This window comes from Caulobacter sp. GW821-FHT12A07 (assembly GCF_058807655.1).
Window position 1 is genome coordinate 555,944 of sequence record NZ_JBXAQX010000003.1, and the last position, 25,386, is coordinate 581,329.

24 protein-coding genes are annotated in these 25,386 nt (G+C 70.2%); 10 read left to right on the forward strand and 14 right to left on the reverse strand.

Annotated features, from left to right (window positions below; genetic code table 11):
• Position 1 precedes the first annotated feature (1 nt).
• Together AC1RRS_RS09295 and AC1RRS_RS09300 are read left to right on the forward strand one after the other, a co-directional pair.
• Entirely contained in the window at positions 2-625 is a 624-nt protein-coding gene (locus tag AC1RRS_RS09295; protein WP_492854902.1) for a glutathione S-transferase family protein, read from the forward strand.
• A gap of 109 nt (positions 626-734) precedes the next feature.
• Positions 735-1,121, forward strand: a complete 387-nt coding sequence (locus AC1RRS_RS09300; RefSeq protein WP_492854903.1) for a response regulator — start codon at positions 735-737, stop codon at positions 1,119-1,121.
• A 217-nt stretch (positions 1,122-1,338) separates the two neighbouring features.
• Here the strand turns inward: AC1RRS_RS09300 and AC1RRS_RS09305 are convergent, their stop codons facing one another.
• Positions 1,339-2,055: an SDR family oxidoreductase gene (locus tag AC1RRS_RS09305; protein ID WP_492854904.1), complete on the reverse strand. Its 717-nt coding sequence runs from the start codon at positions 2,053-2,055 to the stop codon at positions 1,339-1,341.
• A 164-nt stretch (positions 2,056-2,219) separates the two neighbouring features.
• On the opposite strand from AC1RRS_RS09305, the gene AC1RRS_RS09310 reads away from it, so the two are divergent.
• A complete protein-coding gene (locus AC1RRS_RS09310; RefSeq protein WP_492854905.1) occupies positions 2,220-4,061 on the forward strand; it encodes an alpha/beta fold hydrolase in 1,842 nt (613 codons plus the stop codon).
• A 249-nt stretch (positions 4,062-4,310) separates the two neighbouring features.
• Here AC1RRS_RS09310 and AC1RRS_RS09315 read toward each other — a convergent pair whose 3' ends face one another.
• The 4 genes from AC1RRS_RS09315 to AC1RRS_RS09330 all read right to left on the reverse strand — a co-directional run bounded on the left by AC1RRS_RS09315 (position 4,311) and on the right by AC1RRS_RS09330 (position 8,166).
• A complete protein-coding gene (locus AC1RRS_RS09315) occupies positions 4,311-5,186 on the reverse strand; it encodes a VOC family protein (protein WP_492854906.1) in 876 nt (291 codons plus the stop codon).
• 19 nt (positions 5,187-5,205) lie between these two features.
• Entirely contained in the window at positions 5,206-5,562 is a 357-nt protein-coding gene (locus AC1RRS_RS09320; RefSeq protein ID WP_492854907.1) for a hypothetical protein, read from the reverse strand.
• Positions 5,559-6,785, reverse strand: coding sequence for a class I SAM-dependent methyltransferase (locus tag AC1RRS_RS09325; protein ID WP_492854908.1), 1,227 nt, complete (start codon positions 6,783-6,785; stop codon positions 5,559-5,561). Before AC1RRS_RS09325 ends, AC1RRS_RS09320 begins: the two co-directional genes overlap by 4 nt.
• 79 nt (positions 6,786-6,864) lie before the next feature.
• Positions 6,865-8,166 (reverse strand): MFS transporter, encoded by a 1,302-nt coding sequence (locus AC1RRS_RS09330; RefSeq protein ID WP_492854909.1) that lies wholly within the window; start codon positions 8,164-8,166, stop codon positions 6,865-6,867.
• Between the two features lie 90 nt (positions 8,167-8,256).
• Here AC1RRS_RS09330 and AC1RRS_RS09335 point away from each other — a divergent pair, with 90 nt between their 5' ends.
• Positions 8,257-9,495, forward strand: a complete 1,239-nt coding sequence (locus AC1RRS_RS09335; protein WP_492854910.1) for a CaiB/BaiF CoA transferase family protein — start codon at positions 8,257-8,259, stop codon at positions 9,493-9,495.
• A gap of 169 nt (positions 9,496-9,664) precedes the next feature.
• On the opposite strand, the gene AC1RRS_RS09340 is transcribed toward AC1RRS_RS09335, so the two are convergent.
• Positions 9,665-10,258 carry a CAP domain-containing protein gene (locus AC1RRS_RS09340; protein WP_492854911.1) on the reverse strand — a complete coding sequence of 198 codons (594 nt, stop codon included), beginning with the start codon at positions 10,256-10,258 and terminating at the stop codon, positions 9,665-9,667.
• Positions 10,259-10,438: 180 nt separating this feature from the next.
• Here AC1RRS_RS09340 and AC1RRS_RS09345 point away from each other — a divergent pair, with 180 nt between their 5' ends.
• Together AC1RRS_RS09345 and AC1RRS_RS09350 are read left to right on the forward strand one after the other, a co-directional pair.
• Entirely contained in the window at positions 10,439-11,095 is a 657-nt protein-coding gene (locus AC1RRS_RS09345; protein ID WP_492854912.1) for a hypothetical protein, read from the forward strand.
• Between the two features lie 11 nt (positions 11,096-11,106).
• A complete protein-coding gene (locus tag AC1RRS_RS09350) occupies positions 11,107-11,793 on the forward strand; it encodes an isochorismatase family protein (protein ID WP_492854913.1) in 687 nt (228 codons plus the stop codon).
• Positions 11,794-11,860: 67 nt separating this feature from the next.
• Here AC1RRS_RS09350 and AC1RRS_RS09355 read toward each other — a convergent pair whose 3' ends face one another.
• The 4 genes from AC1RRS_RS09355 to AC1RRS_RS09370 all read right to left on the reverse strand — a co-directional run bounded on the left by AC1RRS_RS09355 (position 11,861) and on the right by AC1RRS_RS09370 (position 15,800).
• Positions 11,861-12,880 (reverse strand): AraC family transcriptional regulator, encoded by a 1,020-nt coding sequence (locus AC1RRS_RS09355; RefSeq protein WP_492854914.1) that lies wholly within the window; start codon positions 12,878-12,880, stop codon positions 11,861-11,863.
• A gap of 9 nt (positions 12,881-12,889) precedes the next feature.
• The gene (locus tag AC1RRS_RS09360) at positions 12,890-13,723 is read right to left on the reverse strand and encodes an oxidoreductase (protein WP_492854915.1); all 834 of its coding nucleotides are present in this window, start codon (positions 13,721-13,723) and stop codon (positions 12,890-12,892) included.
• A gap of 109 nt (positions 13,724-13,832) precedes the next feature.
• Positions 13,833-15,062, reverse strand: a complete 1,230-nt coding sequence (locus tag AC1RRS_RS09365) for a flavin monoamine oxidase family protein (protein WP_492854916.1) — start codon at positions 15,060-15,062, stop codon at positions 13,833-13,835.
• Between the two features lie 117 nt (positions 15,063-15,179).
• On the reverse strand, positions 15,180-15,800 hold the full coding sequence (locus AC1RRS_RS09370) for a hypothetical protein (RefSeq protein ID WP_492854917.1): 621 nt from the start codon (positions 15,798-15,800) through the stop codon (positions 15,180-15,182).
• A 259-nt stretch (positions 15,801-16,059) separates the two neighbouring features.
• Here AC1RRS_RS09370 and AC1RRS_RS09375 point away from each other — a divergent pair, with 259 nt between their 5' ends.
• Together AC1RRS_RS09375 and AC1RRS_RS09380 are read left to right on the forward strand one after the other, a co-directional pair.
• Complete coding sequence (locus tag AC1RRS_RS09375) at positions 16,060-17,289, forward strand: class I SAM-dependent RNA methyltransferase (protein WP_492854918.1); 1,230 nt, start codon at positions 16,060-16,062, stop codon at positions 17,287-17,289.
• A gap of 6 nt (positions 17,290-17,295) precedes the next feature.
• Positions 17,296-18,360, forward strand: a complete 1,065-nt coding sequence (locus AC1RRS_RS09380; RefSeq protein WP_492854919.1) for a class I SAM-dependent methyltransferase — start codon at positions 17,296-17,298, stop codon at positions 18,358-18,360.
• 163 nt (positions 18,361-18,523) lie between these two features.
• Here AC1RRS_RS09380 and AC1RRS_RS09385 read toward each other — a convergent pair whose 3' ends face one another.
• The 3 genes from AC1RRS_RS09385 to AC1RRS_RS09395 all read right to left on the reverse strand — a co-directional run bounded on the left by AC1RRS_RS09385 (position 18,524) and on the right by AC1RRS_RS09395 (position 21,145).
• Positions 18,524-19,306: a VOC family protein gene (locus AC1RRS_RS09385; RefSeq protein WP_492854920.1), complete on the reverse strand. Its 783-nt coding sequence runs from the start codon at positions 19,304-19,306 to the stop codon at positions 18,524-18,526.
• Positions 19,307-19,399: 93 nt separating this feature from the next.
• The gene (locus AC1RRS_RS09390) at positions 19,400-19,816 is read right to left on the reverse strand and encodes a GFA family protein (RefSeq protein WP_492854921.1); all 417 of its coding nucleotides are present in this window, start codon (positions 19,814-19,816) and stop codon (positions 19,400-19,402) included.
• A 222-nt stretch (positions 19,817-20,038) separates the two neighbouring features.
• Complete coding sequence (locus AC1RRS_RS09395; protein ID WP_492854922.1) at positions 20,039-21,145, reverse strand: PA0069 family radical SAM protein; 1,107 nt, start codon at positions 21,143-21,145, stop codon at positions 20,039-20,041.
• 82 nt (positions 21,146-21,227) lie between these two features.
• Here AC1RRS_RS09395 and AC1RRS_RS09400 point away from each other — a divergent pair, with 82 nt between their 5' ends.
• Together AC1RRS_RS09400 and AC1RRS_RS09405 are read left to right on the forward strand one after the other, a co-directional pair.
• A complete protein-coding gene (locus tag AC1RRS_RS09400; protein ID WP_492854923.1) occupies positions 21,228-21,719 on the forward strand; it encodes a cell wall biosynthesis glycosyltransferase in 492 nt (163 codons plus the stop codon).
• 163 nt (positions 21,720-21,882) lie between these two features.
• Entirely contained in the window at positions 21,883-23,649 is a 1,767-nt protein-coding gene (locus tag AC1RRS_RS09405; protein WP_492854924.1) for a chloride channel protein, read from the forward strand.
• Positions 23,650-23,796: 147 nt separating this feature from the next.
• Here the strand turns inward: AC1RRS_RS09405 and AC1RRS_RS09410 are convergent, their stop codons facing one another.
• A complete protein-coding gene (locus AC1RRS_RS09410; RefSeq protein ID WP_492854925.1) occupies positions 23,797-25,362 on the reverse strand; it encodes a lytic transglycosylase domain-containing protein in 1,566 nt (521 codons plus the stop codon).
• Positions 25,363-25,386 lie beyond the last annotated feature (24 nt).

Sequence of the window (25,386 nt, forward strand, 5' to 3'; positions counted from 1 at the left end):
GATGATCCAGTTCCACACCGTCAACACGGCCAACGGCCAGAAGGCGCGGATCGTGCTGGAGGAGACGGGGCTGGCCTATGCGGCCACCCCGGTCGACCTGATGGCCGGCGAGCACAAGCAGGCCGCCTACAAGGCGCTGAGCCCGTTCGGCAAGGCGCCGGCGATCGTCGATCCCGACGGGCCGGACGGCGCGCTGATCGTGGTGTCGGAGACCCTCGCGATCGCCTGGTACCTGGCGGAAAAGGCCGGCGGCGCGCTGCTGCCCAAGGGACCGGCCGAACAGGCCGAGTTCCTGATGTGGGCCTCGGCGGTGTCGTCGTCGGTGGCCGGCGCCTTCACCAACCAGTTCGTGGCGACCTTCCTGGCGCCCGAGAAGACGCCGTGGCTGATCGAGCGCTCGATCGCCGACTGCCACGAGCAGCTGGCGGCGTTCGACGCGCGTCTTTCGACCCGCGACTACATGCTGGGCGGGCGGTTCACGATCCTCGACGCGCTGTTCTTCCCGGTGGTCGCCAATTCGGCCAAGCGGCTGGAGGGCGGGTTGGAGCCTTATCCGAACCTGGCCCGCTACGAGGCCTTCGTCGGCGCGCGCGCCGGCGTACAGCGGGGCATGGCTTACGGCTGAACGGAAAGCAGCCGGGGGCGAGCTGTCCCCGGCTGCAACCTCCGCGCCGTTTTCGACCGCAAAGCCTTGTGAGAGTGTGGCCCGCACGGTTAACGCGCAACGAGGCCGCATGGAGCGCAACTGGATCAAGGGGCGGGTGTTCGTGGTCGACGACGACCCGGTGCTGCTCGCCTTCCTCGAAGGGGCGCTGGCCAAGTCCGGCTATCTCGTCCAGGCGTTCGAAACCGCCCGCAGCGCTCTGCACGCAGCGGCCATGGACAAGCCCGCGATCTGGCTGATCGACATCCGCATGCCCGACGTCGACGGCACCGAACTGCTGAAGATGCTGCGCGCCGACGAGACGCACCGTGAGACGCCGGTGGTCATGCTCACCGGCGACGGTCGCCTCGACCGTATCGCCGCCGCCATGGGCGCGGGCGCGACCACCTACCTGCTCAAGCCGTTCTCGCCGCAGCAGGTGGTGGAGAAGGTCTATGCGGTGCTGAATTTGCGGTAGGGGGCTTATCCCAACACCTCTCCCATGGGGAGAGGGAGGGGCCCGCGCGAAGCGTGGGAGGGTGAGGGGGTACGACGTGAGCCGTCCGTCCCTCGCCTTCGCGGCAGATGTTTGTTTCGCTTGATCGTGGATTTATCGGTGAGGGTATAACCCCTCACCCTCCCAGGCTATCGCCTGGGCCCCTCCCTCTCCCTATGGGAGAGGTGGATTTCTGACCTCACCACGCCACCTCGGCCCCCGCCAGATCCAGGAACTTGCCCGTATCCTCCAGGCTAAGCCCGGCGATCACCTTCTGCTGGCCGGCGACGCTTTCCTCGACGGAGTAGGGGGCGTCGGGGCCGCCGAGGGCGGTGCGGGTCCAGCCGGGGGCCATGGCGATGACAGTGACGCCGTCGCCCTTCAGCTCCACGGCCAGGCCCTTGGCCAGCATGTTCAGCGCCGCCTTGGACGAGCGATAGGCGTGCGAGCCGCCGTAGACGTTGGTTCCGATCGAGGCCAGGCCGCTGGACATCATGACGATGGTCTTGGTCTCGCCGGCCTTGAGGTTGTCGATCAGGGCGGCGGTGATGCGGAACGGTGAGACGACGTTGGTGGCCAGGATGTCGGCCCAGATGTCGTAGTCCATGCCGGACAGGGTCTGGTGGGCCATGCCGTCGGGCAGGGGGATGGGGCCGTAGGTGCCGGCGTTGTTGATCAGCACGTCGATGGCCACGCCTTTCAGGCGCTCGGCCACGGCGGCGACGGACGCGGCGTCGTTCACCGACAGGGCCTCGATGCGGACCTTGCCTGGATGGGCGGCGGCGATGGCTTGCAGCTCGGCGGCCGCGGCCGGATCGCGGCAGGTGGCGATGACGTCAGCGCCGGCGGCGGCGTATTGGCGGACGTGTTCCAGGCCGATGCCGCGATTGGCGCCGGTGATCAGGACCGTGGTCATGGCGTGCTCTCTTGTTCGTTGCTGCGCCGACTTGAACCGGTCGGAAAGGCGAGGGCGAGGCGGCGGCGATCTTCGCCGCTGTGCGGATAACGGCCTCGGGCGAGGGGAGCCGGCGAGGGCCGGGCGCTAGGACCGAGGCTCGAAGATTCCCGCTGGAGCCGCCCTTGACGCTCATCCGCAAAGCCTATGCCGATACGCCCGCCGGCCAGGTGCACCTGCGCCGGGTGGACGGGCCTGGCGATCCGATCGTGCTTCTGCACCGCACCCCGGTCAGCTCGGCCTGTTTCGACGGCGTGCTGGCCCGCCTGGCCGGCCGCCGCGCGGCCATCGCGCTGGACACGCCCGGCTTTGGCCAGTCGTTCAAGCCCGAGGGCCTGCCCTCGACGGTGGAGTACGGCGCCTGGCTGCTGGCGGCCCTGGACGCCCTGGGCGTCGAGCGTTTCCACCTGGCCGGCCACCATACCGGCACCCACATCGGCGCCGAGATCGCCGTGGCCGCGCCCGACCGCGTGCGCTCGCTGCTGCTGAACGGCGTGCTGTTCGCTACCGCCGAGGAGCGCGAGATGTTCCGCGCCCAGGTCGGCCAGGCCGCGCCGATCGACGCGCACGGCGCCTATCTGATCCAGTCCTGGGGAACGATGAAGGGGTTGCTGCCCCGCTTCGACGCCCAGTTGGTGCAGACCGAGTTTCTGGGCGCGATCGGCGCGCCGGACGGCCGCAACCAGGCCTTCGGGGCGATCTTCGACCAGGACTTCGCCAGCGTCTTCGAGGGCGTGACCTGCCCGGTGACCGTACTGCAGGCGGCGGACGACCCGCTGGCCGGCTTCGTCGGCCGCATCCGCAAGGCCCGCCCGGGCGTGGTGGTCACCACCCAGGGCAAGACCGGCGTCGCCGCGCCCGAGCTGGAACCCGAGATCTTCGCCGAGACCCTGCTGGCCTTCGCGGCCGGCGTCGAAACCACGCCTCCGAACACCCCCCTTCAGTGGACCCCGCCCATGACCAATCGCCGTTTTTCCCTCGTCCGCGCCGGCCAGGGCTTCGAACTGGCCGATAGCATCGTGCCGGTCCCGACGCCGGGTGCGGGCGAGGTGCTGGTGCGGGTGCGCGCCGTGGCCCTGAACCGCCGTGACGTGATGATCCGCCAGGGCTGGTATCCGGTAGGAGAGGCCGACGGGTTCACCCCGCTGTCGGACGCCGCCGGCGAGATCGTCGCCGTGGGTGAAGGCGTCGAGGGCCTGGCCGTGGGCGACCGCGTCGCCTCGACCTTCTTCCAGAACTGGGCGGGCGGGCGCATCACCTTCCCGGCGGTGATCTCGTCGCTGGGCGCGGGCGGTCCGGGCGTGCTGGCCGAGCACGTGGTGCTGTCGGCCGGCGGCGTCGTGAAGCTGCCCGACAGCCTCGACTTCGTGCAGGGCGCGACCCTGACCTGCTCTGGCGTCACCGCATGGTCGTCGCTGGTCACGCACGGCGGCCTTCAGGCCGGCGATTGGGTGGTGACCCTGGGCACCGGCGGCGTCTCGCTGTGGGGCCTGCAGATCGCCAAGGCCTTCGGGGCCAAGGTGGCCGTGGTCGGCGGCGACGACGCCAAGCTGGCCCGCGCGGCGCAGCTGGGCGCCGACCTGACCGTCAACTATCGCACCACGCCCGACTGGGAGGTCCCGGTGAAGGAGGCCTCGTTCGGCGGCGTGCAGCACGCCCTGGAACTGGGCGGCGCCGGCACCCTGGCCAAGTCGCGAGGCGCGCTCGGCGTCGGCGGCCACGTGGCCGTCATCGGCGCCCTGGACGGCTTTGGCGGGACGCTGGACGCCTCGGCCATGGTCATGGCCGCCCAGCGCGCCACGGCGATCTCGGTCGGCTCGCGCGCCGATCACCAGGCGCTGTCGGATTTCGTGACGGCCAAGGGCATCGTCCCGCAGGTCGACAGCGTCTTCGCCCTCGACGCCATCGAAGGCGCCTACGCCCGCGCCGACAAGGGCGCGTTCGGCAAGGTGGTGGTGACGCTGTAGCGTTGTTGGACCCCTCTCTCTAAGAGAGAGGGAGGGGCCCATGGCGAAGCCATGGGAGGGTGAGAGGTTACACCCTCACAGAACAAGGCGCGGTCGTTCGGCCGCGCCTTTCTTGTTTTTCAGTTGTTTGATGGCCGCGTTGCTGTCGTCGGAACGGTGAAAGATCCACGCGGCCGACGGCGTACCCTCTCACCCTCCCACCGCTTGCGCGGCGGGCCCCTCCCTCTCTCCATGAGAGAGGGTTTGGAGTCAGGCTTCCACCACCTCGACCAGCGCCCCGCCCGGCGCGCGCAGCACGCCGGCGCGCTTGCCGCCGTAGACGGCGCCGTCGCGGACCGTGGGGGCGACGATCCAGTCGCCCTGGACGCTGTCGAAGTCCGGGTGCTTGAGCGTGCCGATCGCGATGCCCGGCGGCAGGGCGCCGGCGTGGCCGGGGCGGACCGTGGCCTCGGCCGGGTACTGGTCGAACTCCAGGAAGACGTCCTTCTGATAGGTCGCCGTCGCCAGGGCGTGGCGGCTGTCCTTGGGGAGCTCGAAGGCGTCGTTGATCATGTTGTAGACGATGGTCATCGGCGCGCCGACGTCCAGGCCCAGGGTCTGGGCGAACCAGCGGCCGCTGGCGTCCATGTCGTCGCTGGCCAGCACCAGGATGAACAGCTTGTCGATCAGGCTGCCGGGATGGGGCAGGCCGTTACCGGGCGAGACGATCTCGGTGAGGTAGACGATCTCGCCGTCCGGACCTTTCACCTGCATCGGATGGATGGTGGGCAGGCCGTCGATGCGCTTGGGCGGGCCGATGATCTCGAAAGGCGCGTCCTGCATGCGGGCGTTCACGGCCATGACGTCCTGGCAGCAGATCTCGATCGCCGCCCAGCCGTAGGTTCGCAAGGGGCGGTACTCCGGGACCGGGTCTCCCTCGACGAAACGCAGGAAGACGTCTGCGCCGCTGGCCGGTTGCAGCACGGCGTAGGGCCGGCCGGCGCTGGCGGGCGCGCCCCAGCTGGCGGCGAGGTCGGCGGGGACCTCGCCTTGCTCAACCACCGTGTAGTCCAGCCATTGGGCGTAGCGCTGCGCGGTCGCGGCGGCGTTCGGCGTCACCAGGGTGGCGGCCCTAAGAAGGTTCATCGGTCAGATCCTGAAAAAGCTAGTCGCGCAGCTCGACGGCCACGTCTTCCGAAGCGACGTCGCCGGTGGCGACGGCGGCTTCCGCCTCCTGCTGGACGATGCGCAGCACGCGGGCGAGGTACTCCTGCAGCCACAGGCCGCGCTCGGCGGCGGCTTCGGCCGAGGGCTCGAAGGCCTCGATCTGCGCACGGTCGAGGCCGCCTTGGGCTTCGAGCACGCGCTCCAGCGTGTCGAGCCTGGCGCGGGTGACGGCCAGTTCCTGGACCACGGCCATGGTCACGGCCAGCACGCGCTCGACCTCGGGATTGGCGAAGAAATAGGGGCGCTTGCCGGCGGGCTTGGCGCCGGCGTCGGCCAGGGCGTCGGCGATGCTCATTGAGTTTTCCGCGCTCCGATCACGCGCCACGCGGCCTTGCGGCCGTAGTCTTCGCTGTCGTCGTCGGCGGCGTCGGGGAAGACCTCGCGGTCGACCACGGCGGTGACGCCGTCATGGATCAGGTCTTCGGCCTTGAAGCCGGCCTCGACCATGCGGGCGTCCAGGTCGATCTCGTGCAGCGTGCTCCAGAAGGGCTCGTTGTTGTAGAAGGCGTCCCAGTCGCGCATGGCCTGCTCGAACAGCGGCATGGTCGGCGCGTACTGCGGCTGCTCGACGTGCAGCACCACGCCGCCCGGGGCCAGCACGCGGCGGCTCTCGGCGAAGATGGCCTTCATCGAGGTCAGCGACAGTTCGTGCAGGAACATGGTGGTCTGCACCCAGTCGAAGCTGCCGGTCTCGAAGCGCGACAGGTCGGCGCCGTCGGCCTGGACGAAGCGGATGTTGGTCACGCCCAGCGAGGCGGCGCGGGCGGCGGCGTAGCGCAGCATCGGCCCGCCGACGTCGATGGCGACGACTTCCGCGTCCGGGAAGGCCTGGGCGATCGGCAGGACGCTGTGGCCGACGGTGGCGCCGATGTCGAGGATGCGCTTGGGCTTGAAGTCCGGCAGCCGGCGCTTGACCCACCGCACCACGGCGTGGCCGCCGCCGTCGGAGAAGCGGCCGAGCAAACCGCCCGTGGTGGCGAAGCCGCCGTGGTCGTAGTTGGCGCCGCCCGAGACGTCGCCCTCGAAGCGCTCGACGTGATAGCTGCCGGGCATGCAGTGGTGGTCCACCGCCGAGACGTAGCGCGGGATCGGCAGGGTCGGGTCGAGCTCCAGCTGGCCCGAGGCGGCGTTGAGGGCGGCGGCCTTGGCGGCCAGCTCCTCGGCCTGGCGCAGGGTGGTCCAGCGGCCGGCCTGCTGGCGTTGCTCCATGGTCAGGCGGCGCAGGGCCGACCAGGTCTGGAAGGCGGGATCCTTCAGCAGCGCCTTGCGGACCTCGTGGCGATCGTCGGGGGCGCGGCCGTGGGTCTTTTGGAAGGCCGGCTCGACGCGGGTCTCCCAGGCCTGCTTCACGCCGGGGATGAGGCGGGTCGACAGGTGGCGGTTGAGCTGGGCCAGGACGTTCAGCCGCTCGATCTCGTCGTGCGACATCTCGGGAAACACCCCGTGGCGGCCGACCTTGCGATAGTCGGGCGGGCCGTCATAGGCCTGGATCGGCCCCTCGTTGACGCGACCGGTCATGGCGCACTCCTACTGTAGGCGGAAGAGCTTGCGCCGCTCCGGCCGGGTCGGGGCGGACGACGGCGGGAAAATCCGCCTGTCAGGCGCCGGGAACGGCGACCCGCTCACCGGCGGCGGCCTCGACGCGGGCCTCCTCGACCTCATGGGCGGCGGCGAAGCGGTAGCGGCCCAGCGGCAGCAGGACGAGGCCGCCCAGCACCAGCAGCACGGTCGCCACGACCAGCGACAGCTGGTAGCCGCCGCTGCGGTCGAAGTCGGCCCCGAAGGCCACCGGCCCCAGGCCCGAGCCCGCCGCATAGGCGCAGTAGAGGCAGCCGTAGAGCGTCGAATAGGACCGGGCTCCGAAATAGCGGGCGATCAGGAAGGCCAGCAGGTCGAACTCCATGCCCGCCGCGACCCCGACCAGGGCGATGGCGACCAGGGCGCCGGTGAAGCCGGGGTCCTGGCCGTGCAGGATCAGGCAGCCCAGGGCCGGCAGGCACAGCAAAACGAGCGCCACGGCCGGGGCCCAGAAGCGATCGACCAGCCAGCCGCCGGCCACGCGCCCGGCGATCACCGACAGGCCGACCACGGGCGCCAGGCTGACGATCTCGGCTTTGCTGAAGCCCTTCAGCTTCAGCATGTTCTCGAGATTGGGCAGCGGGCCGGCGATGGCGAAGGAGAACAGCAGGAAGCCGCCGGCGATCAGCCAAAACTTCGCATCGCGCAGGGCCTCGGGAAGGGTCAGGCCCGGCAGGGGCGCGGTCTCGGTGTGGACGCGGCCGACGCCGGGATCCTTGAAGGCCAGCAGAGCCACCGGCAGGGCGACGACCAGGGGCAGGGCGCCGGTGACGAGGTAGGCCGCGCGCCAGCCGTGGGCCTCGATCATCCACATCAGGAACGGCTTGATCAGAAAGCCGAAGACGCCGGTGCCCATCAGGGCGATCCCCAGCGCCAGGCCCTTGTTGGCCTCGAAGCCGTTGTTGATCGCCCGGGTCCAGGTGGTGGGCAAGGTGCCCGCGCCGACCGCGCCCATCAGCGCCCAGTTCAGGTAGAACAGCGGCAGGGCGCCGTTGGTCAGCGAAAAGGCCATGAAGGCGAAGGCGAACAGCACCAGCGAGGCGATCGCCACCGGTCGCACGCCGATCCTGTCGCCCAGCCAGCCGATGATCGGCCCGACGATCATCACGGCCACGGTGGCGACCGGCAGGCCCAGCATGATCGAGGCGAAGCTCCAGCCGAATTCCTTGGCCAGCTGCGGGGCCAGCATGCCGATGCTGTAGAAGGGCAGGGGCGAAAGACCCAGGCCGACGCCCAGCACGACGCTGAGCAGCAGCGGCCAGCCCCTCCGGAACTCGCCTTGCTGGAATTCGCCAGCCTGGTTTTCGGATAGTTTCGCCATCGCCGTTTGCCCCGCCGCGATCAGATCGGTAGGCGAGGCAGCCTGGGGCGCTGGAAGTCGCCCGCAACAGGAATATCCGGAGCAGTCGCCTTGCGATCAGACGTCAGGCCCGGCGCCGCCCTTTCGGGGGTCAAGGTGCTCGATCTTTCCCGCGTGCTGGCCGGTCCTTGGGCGACCCAGGCCCTGGCCGACATGGGCGCCGAGGTCGTGAAGGTCGAGCGGCCGGGCGTCGGTGACGACACCCGGGCCTGGGGGCCTCCGTTCTTCGAGACGGTGGACGGAGGCAGGGGCGACGCGGCCTATTTCACCTGCGCCAACCGCAACAAGCGCTCGGTGACCATCGACATGGCCGACCCGCGCGGCGCCGACCTGATCCGCCAGATGGCGGCCGAGGCCGACGTGGTGGTCGAGAACTTCAAGGTCGGGGGTCTGGCCAAGTACGGCCTCGACTACGAGAGCCTAGCGAAGATCAATCCGCGTCTCGTCTACTGCTCGATCACGGGGTTTGGCCAGACCGGCCCCTACGCGGCGCGGGCCGGCTACGACTACATGATCCAGGGCATGGGCGGGTTGATGTCGATCACCGGCCAGCCGGACGGGGAGGCGGGCGCTGAGCCGATGAAGGTGGGGGTGGCGGTCGTCGACCTGTTCACCGGCCTCTATGCCGCCAACGCCATCCTCTGCGGCCTGCTGCATGCGCGGGCGACGGGGGAGGGCCAGCACATGGACATCGCCCTGTTCGACGTGCAGGCCGCCGTCCTGGCCAACCAGGCCAGCAACTATTTCGCCACCGGCCAGGCGCCGGGACGCCTGGGCAACGCCCATCCGAATCTGGCGCCCTACCAGGTGTTCGCCACGGCCGACGGGGCGATGGTGCTGGCGGTGGGTAACGACGGCCAGTTCCGGGCCTTCGCCAAGGCTGCCGGTGCGCCGGAGCTTGGCGAGGATCCGCGCTTTGCGACCAACGCCCAGCGGGTGGCGGCGCGGGCGCAGCTGGCCCAGGCCATGGCCCCGATCCTGGCCGGCCGCGAGACCAAGGCCTGGATCGCCCTGCTGGAGGCGGCCGGCGTGCCGTGCGGGCCGATCAACAGCATCGACCAGGTGTTCGAAGAGCCGCAGGCGGTGCATCGCGGTCTGGTCGTCGAGCAGACGCGGGACGACCTCGCCGTCCCGATCCGCACCGTGGCCTCGCCGATCCGGGCGTCGAGGACGCCTGTCGTGGTCGAGCGTCCGCCGCCCAGCCTCGGGGCGGATACGGCGGCGGTGCTCAAGGGGCTGGGCAAGAGCCAGGCCGAGATCGCCGAGTTGGCGGCAGCGGGAGTGATCTAACGCCTGTCGCTATCTACTGAGCCGACCTCAGATCCGATTTTCCCCGCGAAGGCGGGGATCCAAGCGGGTTTTCGGGATGAGGCGCTGCCGTGGAGCGCCCGCTGACTCGGCTTGGATCCCCGCCTTCGCGGGGAAAATCGGTAAAAAATAGCGGGGGTGATGGAGACCTCTACCGCGCCGCTCGCGCCACGCCTTCGGGCATGGCCCCGGCGAAGTCGATGACGCACATGGCGCCGTACGAGCGGTGGCCGCCGCAGGCGACGCCGGCGCTGCTGTAGCCGGTCGACAGGATGTTGCGGCGGTGGCCGCGGCCGGGCACGCGGCTGTCGACGATCAGCTGGCGGACCACGTCGCGCGGATCCTCGTAGCCGTAGGAGATGTTCTCGGCCGACATGCCGGCATAGACGCCGTACTTGCGCAGTCGCTGGCCCAGGCTGCCGCTCGCGCCGTGGCCGACGTCGCCGCGCGAGCCTTGGACGCGGGCGTGATCGCGGGCCGCGTCGTCGATGCGCCCGTCCGAGGTGAGCGGCGGCAGGGGGCGCTGGCGCTGCAGCTCGGCGACGGCCTCGTCCAACGCCTGAGGATCCTCGCGATAGAGGCCCTGGTCGCGGCTCAGTTCGCGGGCGTAGGCCTGGGGGTTGGTCCGCACATAGTTGATCTCGTCGAGCACCGCCTGCTCATGGGTCTGGGCGGCGGCCGTCTGGGGCAAGGCAAGCAGCAGCAAGCCGGCGAGCGCCAGCACTGGGCGACGGTAAGAACGCATGGGTACCTACAAGATCGGAAAGCCCCTCGGTCTGTGCCTTAGCACGCTTCTTCGGATTCGCACGGCGCCGCCGAACGTCGCGGGCGTAGGGATATCCGCGAGGCGATAAATTCGGCGACGAGCCGCCCCGGCGCCCGGCGAGGCGGCATCAAGGCGGCACGACAACCGCCGGATTCCACGATGCTTCTCGCCCTGCTGACGCTGCTGCACGTGCTGGTCTTCGTCTACTGGCTGGGCGGGGACCTGGGGGCCTTCTACATCTCGCGCTACCTGACCGACCCGGCGCGGACGGTGAAGGAGCGGGGCCTTGCCCTGCGCGTGCTCAACGATATCGACATGGCGCCGCGCACCTGCCTGATCCTGGCCCTGCCGACGGGCCTGACCCTGGCCACGGTCAAGGGCTGGTGGGACGTCTCGCCGGTGGCCGTGGCGGCGGTCTGGGCGCTGTGCCTGTTCTGGCTGATCATGGCCTGGAGCATCCACATCCACCACAGCCCGCCCAAGGCCGGGATCCGCCGCATCGACATCGCCATCCGCTGGGCCGTGCTGGCGGGCCTGGGCGGCTACGCGCTCGCCAGCCTGGCGGGCCTCGTAGCCGCGCCGTTGTTCATCGCCCTGAAGATGCTGATCCTGGCGATCGCCATCTCCTGCGGCCTGCTGATCCGCCGCCAGCTGGCGCCGCTGGGCGCGCCGGTGACCACCATGCTGACCACCGGCCCGACGCCGGAAAGCGACGCGGCGATCAGCGCCGTGCTGGAGGCCACGCGTCCCGTGGTGCTGACCCTCTGGGTCCTGCTGATCGGGGCCGCGTTCCTCGGCCTCTTCACCCCTACCTGACGGAGCTCGCCATGACCCTGCGTTTCGAACCGACCATGGTGGCCGAGGACAAGACCGCCCGGCAGCTATACGAGGCGGTGAAGGCCAATCCGGCCCGCGCCCGCTTCGGCTTCGGGTCCAAGGCGGCGGTGGTCAATATCGACTTCCAGCAGGCCTATACCCGGCCCGACCTGTTCCCCAAGAGCGCCTACGTCACCGATCCCGACCAGATCGCCCATGTGAACCGCCTGTCGGCCCTGGCCCGCGCGCGCGGCATGCCGGTGATCTGGACGCGGGTGATGTACAAGCCCGACGGCGGCGACGCCGGCGTCTGGGGCACGCGCACCGACACGCCCGACAGCCTGCAGAACATCAAGCAGGACAGCGAACGCCACGCCTTCGACCCGCGCGTCGAGATCGATGCGGCCGTGGACCTCGTCTACGACAAGCGCATGCCCAGCGCTTTCTTCGAGAGCCCGTTGCAGAGCTATCTGGTCTGGCACAAGATCGACACCGTGATCCTGACCGGCGGCTCGACCAGCGGCTGCGTGCGGGCCAGCGCGGTGGAGAGCCTGTCGCGCGGCTACCGCACCATCGTTCCCGAGCAGTGCGTGGCCGACAAGCACGAGAGCTACCACTTCGCCAACCTGACGGATCTTCAGCTGAAGTACGCGGACGTGGTCGACGTGGAGGAGGCGGCGGCCTGGCTGAAGGGTTGAGGCGTGTTTGGCGGCGTGTTCCCGATAGTCGCCGCCACTCCCTCTCTGGACGCGCCGAAAGCGGGCGTCAGGTCGCGGCGAATTTCATCTCACGCCATCGACCAGGCGTTACGCCTTCCCAGTCCCGGAATGCGCGATAGAACGAGCCGGTGTCCTGGTAGCCCAGCAGATAGGCGATCTCTTCGATCCCCGCGCCCGGATCATCCAGCAATTGACGGCTGAGCTCCTGACGCGCTTCCGACAGCAATTGCCGGAAGGTCGTGCCTTCTTCCGTCACCCGTCGCTGAAGCGTCCGCTCGCTGACGCCCAGTTCATGGGCGATGTCCGAGATTTCGGGGCGACCCGAAGCCATACGGCGCTTGATCACCACCTTGATCTGCTCGCCCATCGCGCTGCCGGATTCGAGTTCGCCGAGGGCGGCGGCCAGCGCCGGGGTCAGGATTTCCAGCATCTCGGGATTGTGGCCCGGGAAGGGTAGGTCAAGGTCGGCTGCGTCGATGACCAGCGCGTCCTTTTCCGCGCCGTAGCGGATCGGGCAGCCGAAATAGCTTTCCCAAGCGTCGTGCCGCACCGACGGCCTGGCGAACTCGACGCGCCTGGGAACGATCCGCCGTCCGCTCGCCCTGCGCCCCAGCTCCAGCAGGGCGGTGAAGGCCAGGTCGACGAAGATGGGCGGCGCGGGGCCGTTGGCGAACAGCCACTCATTGGTGATGACGCACTCGCCGTCGGCCTCGACGAGACTGAGTTTCTCGGGCGTGCAAAGCCGTTTGAAGCGTGCGACCCGACGAAGCCCGTCGCGATAGTCGCGCGCATAGAAGGCGGCCAGCATCGACGGCGGATAGACGCCGGTCTCGGTGGCTTCCACCAGTCGGATGCCCAGATCCGGCAGATGGCTCAACGAGGCGATCGCCGTCCACAAGGCGAAGAACTGCTCGGTGGATATGAAGGCGTCGGCGTTGATATGGAGCGTCGCCGGAAGACGGGCCTGGCGCAGGACCGCCGCCGGAGCCAGGCCGACGGCCTCGATCGCGCGCCAGAAGGCCGTCGGCAATCGACACCGGTCAACCTGCGCCTGGCTGGTGGTCATATCGGTTCCCTAGCTCATCTGGCTCATGATGATGCGGTCGAAGACCCGATCGCCCAGCCAGCGGCGCAGGGCGATCATAGGCTTGGCGTATTTCCCCACGACATAGCGCGTCTTCGGATCACGCGCCTTCAGCGCGCTGGACACAACGGCCGCGACCCTGGTCGCCGGCGTGCCGCGCCCCTGGCCGTAGGCTCCGCGCGTCGACCTGACCACAGCCTCGGTCATCGGCGCGTAGGCGCCGCCGCCGGAGCGGTTCTGGATACCTTCGGCGACGACGTCGCCGAAGCCGGTCTCGATCAGGCCGGGCTCGATGATGACGACGTCTATGCCGAACGGGTCCAGTTCGAGACGCAGGCAATCCGACCAGCCTTCGAGCGCATGCTTGGTGGCGTGGTACCAGGCGCCGAGCGGCGTATAGATCTTGCCGCCCATCGAGCTGATGTTGACGATCTTGCCCTCGCGGCGTTTGCGCATCTCGGGCAGCACCAGTTGCGTCAGGCGCGCGACGCCGAACAGATTGACCTCGAACTGATAGCGGGCTTCATCCAGCGAGATGTCCTCGACGGCGCCGTAGAGCCCGAAGCCAGCGTTGTTGACCAGAACATCGACTCCGCCGACCTCCACATTGATCCTGCGCACGGTCTCGACGATGTCGGCTTCCTTGGAGATGTCCATCGCCATGGCCTTGGCGCCGAGACCCACGAGATCGGCCATCCGATCGACGGTCCTGGCGGCGACATAGACCTGATAGCCGTCCTTGATCAGCCGCTTGGCGATCTCCTTACCCATGCCCGAAGATGCGCCCGTGACCAGCGCGACCCTTTTTCGGCGTTCCAACATCATCGACCCTTCCTGACTGTCGAAGGGAAGCTAGGCGCGATGGTCCGCCACGGCATTGGCAAGAGGCGCCAGATCGATCGCGGAACGCGCCATTGTCCTGGCCGTCCGAGCTTCAGCCCACCGCCGCCACCGCCGCCCGCCCGGCCTCGACGCCGGTGAGCCAGGCCCCGTGGGCCGTCGAGAACGCGTCGGGCGAGCAGGCCTCTCCGGCGAAGAACAGCCGGCCATCGACCGGCGTCGCCAGGCGGGCGCGGCCGCCGGCGCGGCCGGGCAGGGCGTGGGAGTAGGAACCGCCGGCGAACGGGTCGGCGGCCCAGGCGGTTTCCGCCAGCACATGGACGCGCGAGCGCAGGCCCGAGCCGTAGAGGCCGACCAGTTCGTCGATCGCGAAGTTGGCCGCCGCGCCGCGGCCTTGCCCCTCCAGCGACCGGGCGTGGGCGCCGCCGAGGAACACCTCGATCACCGGCCGGTGGAGGGGGAGCAGGTGATAGGCGCCCGTCGCCGTCCTGCGAGGATCGCCGAACAGCTGGCTTTCGGGCGCGAAGGCTTCCGGCTCATCGACCTGGAGGAAGACCTTGTCGGCCAGGCCCAGTGGCAGGCCGGCGGTTGCGTCCAGCTTATCCGGCAGTTCGGGGACAAAGCGCAGGGCCCCCGAGCTCAGGATCGCGGTGGGGACGCAGATGATCGCCGCCCGCGCCGAGATCGCGCCCTGCGGCGTTTCCAGCACCAGGCGCGGGCCGTCGTGGCGGATGGTGGTCACCGGCGTGGAGAGACGCGTCGGCAGGGCGGGCGCCAGGCGGGCGAGGCCCGCGCCGTAGCCTTCGGCCACGCGCCAGTCGACCTCGCTGTCGTCATAGGCGGCGTAGTCGTGCAGCGAGACCTGGTCGAACTCGGCGCCGTTGTAGAAGGCGCTGAAGGCGTTCAACAGCGGGTTCCAGGGATCGCCGGGGAGCATCAGCTGCGACGCGGGACGGTCGGGGCCGCCATCCTCGGCCGCCGCCGCCAGCCGCTCGTCCAGGGCCTGGAAGGCCGCGCCGAACGCGGCGCGCTCCTCGCGATCGAAGGCGGGGTTGTCGGCGATACTGGCCCAGGGCGGCGGGGTGCGGTCGATGGTCAGGCCCAGGGCCTCGAACCGGGCGACCAGCGGGTTGCGGTCGGCCGAGTGCAGCCATTCGCAGCCCAGGTCCAGCGGCCCGACGGGCGAGGGGATCGTCCAGCCGCGTCCGCCCAGACGGTCGCGGGCTTCCAGCAGCAGGCCCGAGCGGCCGCTGGCGGCGACTTCCCCGGCGGCGGCCAGGCCCGCCGCGCCGGCGCCTACGATCGCGATGTCGACGTCTGTCATGCGATCTCAATAGCAGGGCGGGGCGGTGGTTCCGCCAGACGGCGGGCAAAAGAAAAGGCCGCCAGCGGGGGGAGCTGGCGGCCCTCAGTATGGGATTCCGGGGAGGAAATCCGAAGCTTAGTCGACGACCTGGTAGCGGCCCGAGGCGTCGGGGCAGACGCGGACGAAGCGCTTCTGGGTGCGGCCGTCGGGCAGGTAGATCGGGCTTTCGGCCAGGGTGCAGCCGTTGGCGTCGGCGCGGCCTTCGGTCACCCGGTAGGAGCGCTCGGACTCGTAGGTGTAGCCGCCGCGACGGTCGTACTGGGCGTCGTCATAGCCGCCGGCGTTGCGGTCGTAGTCGTCGTAGCGGTCGTTGTAGGCGCGGGGCGGTGGGGGAGGCGGCGGCGGGGTCGCGCCGGGGGCGCAGGCGGCCGAGCTCTTGCCGATGTTGCCGCCGACGACCGCGCCGAGCAGGCCGCCCAGCACCGCGCCTTCGGTCTTGGCGCCGCGGGCCGCGACGCTGCTGCCGATGGCCGCGCCGATGCCAGCGCCGGCCAGGCCGCCGCCGGTGGCGCGGTTGGTCGTGCTGCGACGGCAGGGGTCGTAGTAGTAGCCGTTGCGGTCATAGGCGCCGCCCTGGCCGCCCTGATAACCGCCCTGGTCGTAGCCGTAGGCCTGGGCCGAGGCGATCGTCGGGGCCGCGGCGCCGACGAGGGCCGCGCCGGCGACGATGGCGCTGATGGCGGTCCGGATCATCATCGAAAAACTCTCCCTGAAGGCGGGCGTGACGATCGGGGGATCGTCCGTTGCTCGCACCATGCCAAGCCGTAGCTGAACGGTCGTTGACCGGGCCGTTCATCTTCGTTCACGCACGCGGCCCCCGAATGAGGTATGGACGCGTTCGAACTGGCTTCTTCGGCGTCGAACTTGGCGCGGAAGAGGCGGAAATTAGGCCATGCCCATGGCTTGGCTTGAACGGATCGGAGCCCGGCGGGGTTCCTTAAGGCGACTTTTGACAATGCGAGAACTGACTATCGACGCCGTCGGCGGCCAGGGCGACGGCGTGGCGGCCGGCCCGGCCTTCGTGCCGCTGACCCTGCCGGGCGAGAAGATCACCGCCCGCATGGAAGGCGCGCGCGGCGAGCTCGTCGACATCCTGGAGGCCAGCCCCGAGCGGGTCGCGCCGCCGTGCAGGCACTTCGGCCACTGCGGCGGCTGCGCGCTGCAGCACTGGGACATCGCGCCCTATCTCGACTGGAAGCGCGAGCAGGTGCGGTTCGAGCTGAAGCGCGAGCGGATCGAGACCGAGATCCTGCCGACCATCGCCTCGCCGCCGGCCTCGCGCCGCCGGGTGGCGCTGCACGCGCGCGGCGGCAAGGGCGGGGTGCGCCTGGGCTTCAAGGAGCGCCGCTCCTGGAACCTGGTGAAGATCGAGGAATGCCCGGTCACCCATCCTAAGATCGTCGCGGCCCTGCCGGGTTTGGCGCGCCTGGCCCAGCCGTTCCTCGAGCACCCGAAGTCGGCCCCGACCCTGCACGTCACCCTGACCGGCACGGGCCTGGACATCGACGTCACCGGCGTGGAGCGCAAGAGCGGCGGGCTGTCGGCCGACGCCCGCGTGCAGGCGGCGATGGTGGCCGGCGAGTTCGACTTCGCCCGCGTCACCCTGGCCGGCGAGACGCTGTACATGGCCCGCCAGCCGCTGGTGAAGCTGGGGCCCGCCATCGTGCCGCTGCCGGCCGGCTCGTTCCTGCAGGCCGTGCCCGCCGCCGAGAAGGCCATGGCCGATTTCGCCCTGGCGCACGTGGCCGGCGCGGCCAAGATCGCCGACCTGTTCTGCGGCGTTGGCACCTTCACCTTCCGCATGGCCGAGATCGGTTCGGTCTACGCCGCCGACTCCGCCGAGCCGGCGATCGCGGCCCTGAAGTCGGCCGTCGGATCGGCGCCGGGCCTCAAGGCCATCATCGCCGAGGCGCGGGATCTCACCCGCCGGCCGATGCTGTCGACCGAGCTCGACAAGATGGACGCCGTGGTCTTCGACCCGCCGCGCGCCGGCGCGCTGGAGCAGGTGCACGAGATCGCCAAGTCCAAGGTCTCGCGGGTGGTGGGGGTTTCCTGCAATCCGGCGACCTTCGCCCGTGACGCCGGCGTGCTGATCGACGCCGGTTTCAAGCTGGAGAAGGTGCTGCCGGTGGACCAGTTCCTCTGGTCGCCGCATATTGAGCTGGTCGGCGTCTTCTCGCGATGAGGCGGCATGGTCCAGGACGAACGAAGAGGCGAGGGCGGGCGTAGGGCTTTTACGCTCGACGCCGCCGCCCAGCGCGGCAAGGCGGCGGCCAAGGCCGCCTGGTGGACCGCCGCCGGCGGGCTGGCCAAGTTCATGACCCGGCCGGCCGAGGGCAAGGCCGCGCCGCGCCTGGCGTCGGAGTCCCCGCCGTTGTCGCGGGCGCGCCTGCGCCGCGCCTATTTCGCCGCCTTCGAGAAGGACGCCGCCGACGTCGCCGCAGGCCTCTATCCGCCGATGGAAGACGCGCCCGCCGATCCGGCTGGTTCGATCCTCAAGGCCTGGGACTTCCTGGCCGACGCCCGCGAGGTCGACCAGCGCCGCCGGCGCGGGGACGGCGTCGAGGTGCGCGACGATCCGAAAAGCCAGGGCTATCCGGCCTATTACCGGCAGAACTTCCACTATCAGTCGGGCGGCTGGTTCACCGCCGAGAGCGCCCGTCGCTACGACGCCCAGGTCGAGGCGCTGTTCTCCGGCGCGGCCGGGGCGATGCGCCGTCGGGCCTTGTCGCTGCTGGCCCGGCATTGGCGGGGACGCGACCAGCGGGCGCTCAGCGCCGTCGACGTCGCCTGCGGTTCGGGCGCCTTCCTGCGGGACCTGGCGCAGGCCTTCCCGCGCGCGGCCCTGGCGGGCGTGGACCTGTCGCCGGCCTATCTGACCGAAGCCCGCACCCGGTCGGGCCGGGGCATGGTGCAGGCCAACGCCGAGCATCTTCCTTTCGCCGATTGCAGCCTGGACGCGGCGACCTGCGTCTATCTGTTCCACGAACTGCCGCCGCGCGTGCGCCCCATCGTGGCGGCCGAGATCGCCCGGGTGCTGAAGCCCGGCGGCGTGCTGGCCTTCGCCGACTCCGTCCAGCCGTCCGACGAGCCGCAGCTGGCGCGGATGCTCGAGGTCTTCCCGGCCTATTTCCACGAGCCGTTCTACGGCAGCTACGCGCAGGAGGACCTGGAGGCGCTGTTCGGCGCGGCCGGGCTGCGGGTGATCGGGCGCGACAAGGCGTTTTTGACCAAGGCGTTGCTGCTGGAGAAATGATCCTTCTCCCCTTGTGGGAGAAGGTGTCGGCGACAGCCGACGGATGAGGGGTCTCTCAGAACTTGGACGCTACGCCCGGCAGTTCCGCTTTCGCGGCTGATCGGGCCATCGACCCCTCACCCGACCCGCTTCGCGGGCCACCCTCTCCCGCAAGGGGAGAGGGCTATTGGTTGGTGCTCACCACCGCGAACCCGGCCCCCTGCGGGTCGGTCGCCATGTAGATCCAGCTGCCGCCGGGCACTTGGTGGACGTCCATCATGGTCGTGGCGCCGGCGGCCAGGGCGCGGTCGCGGGCGGCGCAGGCGCTGTCGACCTGGGCGTAGTAGTTCCAGAACGACGCCGGCATGTCGGCGGTCCTGGTCATCATGCCGCCCACGTCCTGGCCGCCCGCCTCGTAGGCGAAGAGCTGGTAGGTTCCGATCGGGTCCATGTCGATGGCCTGGGTCTTCACCCAGCCGAACAGGCCCGAATAGAAGGCGAAAGCGCCTTCCAGGTCGCCGGCCATCAGTTCGCGCCAGCCGAAGGTTCCCGGCGCCCATTCGGGCGGCTGCGGCGGGACCTCGTCCTGCGGGAACGGCTTGAACAGCGTGAAGACCGCCCCGTACGGATCGGCGACGACCGAGAAACGGCCGACCGTGGGGATGTCGCCGGCGGGGATGAACACCGAACCGCCGGCCGCGACGACCTTCTCCACATAGGCGTCGACGTCGTCGACGAAGATGTAGCCGATCCAGCCGGGGCGGGAGCCTTCCGGACAGCCGCCCTCGGGCGTGAACACCCCGCCGACCCCGGCGTCGCCGACATTGAGGATGGTGTAGGGCGTGGGGCCGGGCAGGCCGGAGTCGGTCGGCGTCCAGCCCACGACCTCGGCGTAGAACTTGGCCGCCGCCTCGACGTCGGTGGTCATCAGTTCGTACCAGCCGAACTTTCCGCTCGTATCCGACATGCTCGTTCTCCCTTTTTATGACGCCCCGGCTCGGGCGGTTCTTGGCCAGGACGAACGGCGGGCGTTCGCACCGACAGGTGGCTGGGTGATTTCCTAGTCCGGCATGGTCTCGAAGGCCGCCAGGCCTGGCGGCAGCACCACCCAGGCCGGCTTGTCGCGCAGGAAGAGGGCCATGGTCGGCGCGAACTGCGCCGCGTCGTCCAGCGAGCCGGCATAGATCGTGTGGCTGGCGTCGACCCCGACCTCGCCGCCGAACACCAGGCCGCCGCAGGCCGGGCAGGCGTTGCGCAGGGCCGTGCCGCCCCGGAAGGCCGGCGAGCGGACCTTCAGCGTCTCTCCGGTGATCGTCACCGCCGAGGCCGCAAAGCCCATGAACGGCACGAAGCCGGAGCCGGAAGCCTTGCGGCAGTCGGCGCAGCAGCAATAGCCCTGATAGGTCGGTTCGCCCGCAGCGCTCCAGCGCACGGCGCCGCACAGGCACCCTCCGGCGTAACGGTGTTCTGTCGTCATGGGCGGCATTGGCGGACCTTCCTGTGACAGACGCAAGCGTGCTTCTACTTCACCGGTCGTCATCCCGGCCGGAGCGCGTAGCGCGCAGAGCCGGGACCCAGGCGACTGGGCGCGGCGTTCAGGTCGGGCGCCTTGGGGCGGCCAGCGCAATACGGCGGCCCCTGGGTCCCGGCTCTCCGCTTCGCTTCGGCCGGGATGACGGGCCTGGGGGGGAGGGAGCGACTAGAACAAACTCAACTGATCCCCCGCCTTGGGCGGGACGCGGAACTGAGTGACGTCGAGGCGGGGCAGGGGCTTGTCGAGTTCGAAGCGCTTCAGGGCGGCGTGGAAGCGCTGGTTCAGCACCTCGGCGATCGGGCCTTCGCCGGTCATGCGCTTGCCGAACTCGCTGTCATAGGCCGCCCCGCCGCGCATCTGGCGCACCAGCGACATCACCCGCTTGGCGCGGTCGGGATGGTCGGAGGCCAGCCACTGCTCGAAGAGGCCATGGATCTCCATCGGCAGGCGGATGGCGACGTATCCCGCAGCCACCGCGCCGGCTTCCTTGGCCCGCTCCAGCACCGCCTCCATCTCGTGGTCGTTCAGCGACGGGATGGCCGGGGCGAACATGACGATGGTCGGCACGCCGGCTTCGGACAGCTGGCGCACGGCGTCGAGGCGGCGTTCGGGCGTGGCGGCGCGCGGCTCCATGCTGCGGGCCAGGCGTCGGTCGAGCGTAGTGATCGACACGGCGGCGCGGGCCAGGCCCGCCTTGCCCATCTCGCCCAGAATGTCGAGGTCGCGGGTGATCAGGGCCGACTTGGTGATGATCGAGAACGGGTGGCGATAGCGGCTCAGGGTCTCCAGCACGCCCCGGGTGACGCGAAGCCCGCGCTCCTGCGGCTGGTACGGGTCGGTGTCGCCGCCAATATGCACCGAGCCGACCTTGTAGGTCGGCTTCGAAAGCTCGCGGTCGAGCAGCTTGCCGGCTTCGGGCTTGAAGAACAGCTTGCTCTCGAAGTCGAGGCCGGGGGAGAGGCCGAGATAGGCGTGGGCGGGCCGGGCGTAGCAGTAGATGCAGCCGTGCTCGCAGCCGCGATAGGGGTTGATCGAGCGGTCGAAGCCGACGTCGGGGCTCTTGTTGCGAGCGATGACGGTCTTGGACTTCATGGCCAGCACGCTGGTGGTCAGCGGCCGGGCGGCGTTGTCGTCCTCCGTCCAGCCGTCTTCGAAGGGCTCGGAGGTGCGGCTCTCGTAGCGGCCGGTCTCGTTGCTGCGCGCACCGCGACCGCGCAGGGCGGCGGTCCCGGTCTTGTAGGCGGTGTCGGTGAAGGAGCGGCGCGACAGCATGAGGCGAACCTTACGTGCACCTTGAGAACATAACAAGAACGATGCTTGACGCGATGTAGCGCGAGGCCGCAAAGGCGGATGCATGATCTCAGTGATCCTCCCCGCCGTCGCGCCCGGCCCAGCCTCCGTGCACGCGCTCGCCCAGCTTCTGGCCCAGCTGGTGCCGGCGGCCGTCGACGGCCTGGTCAAGGAGGTGGTGATCGCCGGGCCGGCCGAGCCTGGCTTGGATGCGCTGATCGAGGACAGCGGCGCGCGGTTCGTGGCGGCGTCGGGCGACCGGGGCGCGCTGCTGGCGGCGGGAGCGGCTGTGACGCGGGGCGACTGGATCCTGGCGCTGGATCCGGCGCGGGGCCTGCCGGAGGCCTGGCGCGGACCGGTCGAGGCGCATCTGGCCGGCGGGGCGGGGGCGGCGGCCCTGCTGGTTCCGGCGGGCGGGCTGCTGGCGCGGCTGACGGCGGCGCCGATCGGGGTGCTGGCGCGGCGGCTGGACTATGCGGCGGGGCCGGGGTTCGTGGGCGCGGCGCCGGAGAAGGCGTTGGCGGGACGGCTGAAGGCGCGGCGGTTGAAGGTCTAGCGCTAGCCCCTTCCGGCCCTCCGGGCCACCTCCCCCAGAGGGGGAGGATTTGCGGGCGCGTTGCTCTTCGAGATGCTCCCCTTTTGGGGGAGCTGTCGGCGAAGCCGACTGAGGGGGTCTTACGGGATTGAAGTGACCCGCCGCCCCGCGTTATCGAAGACCCATGTCGCTCGCCCACGCCTCCGCCGCCGCATCCGTGAAGGGCGTCGGCTGGCTGCGGCGCAGGATCCGGTCGAGCGAGCTGTGGCTGATCGCCGTGGCCACCCTGATCGGGGTGGCGGCCGGGACCTTCGCGGTCGTGCAGGCCCAGGTGGCGCACGGCCTGCAGATGCTGCTGTTCCAGATCGACATCAACGAGCGGCTCAGCGCCCAGACCCATGTCGCGCCCTGGCGGCTGCTGGCCATTCCGATCGGCGGCCTGCTGCTGGGCGCGGCCGGCTGGGCCTGGGCCAAGTACCGGCCGCGTCCGGCTGTCGACCCGGTGGAGGCCAACGCCCTGCACGGCGGGCGGCTGTCGATGAAGGACAGCGCCTTCATCTGCGGCCAGACCATGCTGTCGAACGGGGTCGGGGCCTCGGTGGGGTTGGAGGCGGCCTATGCCCAGGCCGGCGCGGCGGCGGCCTCGTTCGCCGGCCAGCGGCTGAACCTGCGCCGGGCCGACATGCGCACGCTCGTGGGCGCCGGGGCCGGCGCGGCGATCGCCGCCGCGTTCGGGGCGCCGCTGACCGGGGCCTTCTACGCCTTCGAGATCGTCATCGGGGCCTATACCGTCGCCAACCTGGCCCCCGTGGCCGCCGCGGCCCTGGCCGCCGTGCTGGTGGCCGGCAAGATGGGCGCGATCCCCTATCTGCTGAAGACCGACACCCAGGCCGTGCAGTCGTGGACCGACTACGGCCTCTACGCCCTGCTGGGCCTGATCAGCGCGGTGCTGGGCATCGCCCTGATGCGGCTGGTGGCCAACGCCGAGCGGCTGGTGACGCGCTCGCCGATCCCGCGCTGGCTCCGACCGGCGATCGGCGGGGTCGGGCTGGCCGCGCTGGCCCTGGTCACGCCGCAGACCCTGTCGGCGGGCCACGGGGCGCTGCACCTGAACCTGATGACCGAACTGCCGCTGAAGATGCTGGTGCTGCTGCTGGCGATGAAGGCGCTGGCCTCGGTGATCTCGCTGAGCTTCGGGTTTCGGGGCGGCCTCTTCTTCGCCTCGCTGTTCCTGGGGGCGCTGATCGGCCAGGTGTTCTCGGCGCTGTCGCTGCTGATCCCCTGGGCGCCGAGCCTGGATCCGACCGTCGCGGCCCTGGTCGGTATGGCGGCGCTGGGCGTGGCCGTGGTCGGCGGGCCCTTCACCATGTCGTTCCTGGTGCTGGAGGCGACCGGCGACTTCACCGTGGCCGCCGCGGCCCTGGTGGCCTCGATGATCGCCAGCGCCATGGTGCGCGAGACCTTCGGCTATTCGTTCTCGACCTGGCGGCTGCACCTGCGCGGCGAGACCATCCGCAGCGCCCACGACGTCTCGTGGATGCGGCCGCTGAGCGCCGGGCGGATGATGCGCAAGGACGTCCAGACCGTGCCGGCCTCGACCACCCTGGCCGAGTTCCGCCGCCGTTTTCCGCTGGGCTCGACCAAGCGGGTGATCATGGTCGACGAGACCGGGCTCTATGCCGGGGTGATCCCGACCGCCAAGGCCTATGTCGACGGTGGCGACGGCGAGAAGCCCGTGGCCAGCCTGGCGATCAACGCCGACACGGCGCTGAAGCCCGACCAGACCATCAAGGACGTCATGCGCGCCTTCGACCACGGCGAGACCGACGAACTGGCGGTGATCGACGACAAGAAGAACGTGCTGGGCGTGCTGTCGGAGGCCTATGCGACGCGGCGCTACGCCGAGGAGCTGGAGAAGGCGCGGCGGGAGCTGACGGGCGAGGCGGGGTGACGAGCGTCCCTCTCCCCTTGCGGGAGAGGGTGGCCTCGCGGAGCGAGGTCGGGTGAGGGGTTTCTCAGAAGCTTGCGGAGAGGTCTTTCGACCCCTCATCCGTCGGCTTCGCCGACACCTTCTCCCGCAAGGGGAGAAGGAAACAGATTACATATCCAGCCGGAAGTCGATCACCCGCTGACCGCTGGCCACGGCGTCCAGCGTCTTGGTCTCCGCGCCAAGCAGGCGGCGGTAGGTCCAGTACGAGGCCATGACCTTCTCGACGTAGTTGCGGGTCTCCTGGGCCGGCAGGCTTTCGATCAGCAGCAGGCTGTCGCAGTCCTGGCCCAGCTGCTGCTGCACCTTCAGCAGGGTGCCCGGACCGCCGTTGTAGGCGGCGACGGCGCGCAGGATGTCGGGGCTCTGCAGGCCGCGGTCCATCAGCCAGGTGAAGTAGTCCTGGCCGACCCGCAGATTGAAGGCCGGGTCGAACAGCGGGGTGTTGTCGGCCAGCAGCTTGTCGTCGCCCGCGGCGCGGGCGGCGGCGACGGGCATCAGCTGCATCAGGCCCACGGCCCCGGCGCCGGAGACGGCCATCGGGTCGAAGCGGCTTTCCTGGCGCACCAGGGCGTAGACCAGGGCCTTGCTGATCGTGAAACCGCCCTTGGGGGCCAGCTCGGGCAGGGGATAGTCCTCGCCGCCGATCTTCTTGACCGGACGGCCGGCGTTGAACGGCGCGCGGGCGTTGAGGGCGAGCGTCAGGGCGCTCCAGTCGGCGCGGGCCTTGTCGTCGGTCGCCAGCGACAGGCCGGCCCGCAGCTCGGCGCCGGCCTCGGTCCAGCGGCCCAGCTGGGCCAGCGAGGCGGCGCGGCGGGCGCGCTGGTCTGAGGACAGCAGCTTGCCCAGCGAAGCCGGGTCGGGGCCGTTGTAGGAGACGCGGGTGATCAGGGCGGCGATCGGGTCGTCCGGATCGTTGGCCACGGCCACGCCGGCCATGGACAGCTGGCGGGCGGCGATCATGCCGTAGAAGGTCTGCGGCGCCTGGGCGGCCTGGTTCAGCAGGTCGCGGACGGCGGTCCTGTCGCCGGCCATGCTGGCCGACCGCGCGGCCCAGAAGGCGCCGGCGGCGCGCAGCCAGTCGTCCTGGCCCTCGTCGTGGGCCACCTGCTCGAAATAGCCGCGCGCTTCGGCGTAGGATTCCAGGCGGAAGGCGGCGAGGCCGGCGATCCAGCGCTCGTTGGCCAGCTTGGCCAGCTTCAGGGCGGCCTTCACGTCGCCGGAATAGTAGGCCTCGCGGGCGGCGCGGCCCTTGTCGGCCGGACCGGCGCTGCGCACGCCCTGGGCCACTTCGACGAACAGTTCGGGAGCCTTGGGCTCGGGCGAGCGGGCGGGCTTGCGCTTGAGGGCCAGGGCGTAGACGCGATCGGCGCCGGCCTCGTCGCCATAGAGCTTCAGCCAGCCGGTCAGGTCGTCATAGCTGGCCGTATAGGCCGTCGGGTGCATCAGCCGGGTCAGCGACAGCTTGCCGATCAGGCTGCGGTCGCGGGTGTTGGCGAAGGCGGCTTCGGCGGCGTCGAAATCACCGCGGTCGGCCGCCGTGAAGGCGGCCTGGTAGAAGCGCTGGTCGCTGTCGGACAGAGGTTCGAGCCCCGCAGCCCGCACCGCGGGCGCGGCGAGGTTCAGGCAGAGCGCGAGGGCCGAGACAACGGCCAGAGGGCGAGCGAAAAGCTGCAAATCGTATCCGCGCAAGGCCTTTGC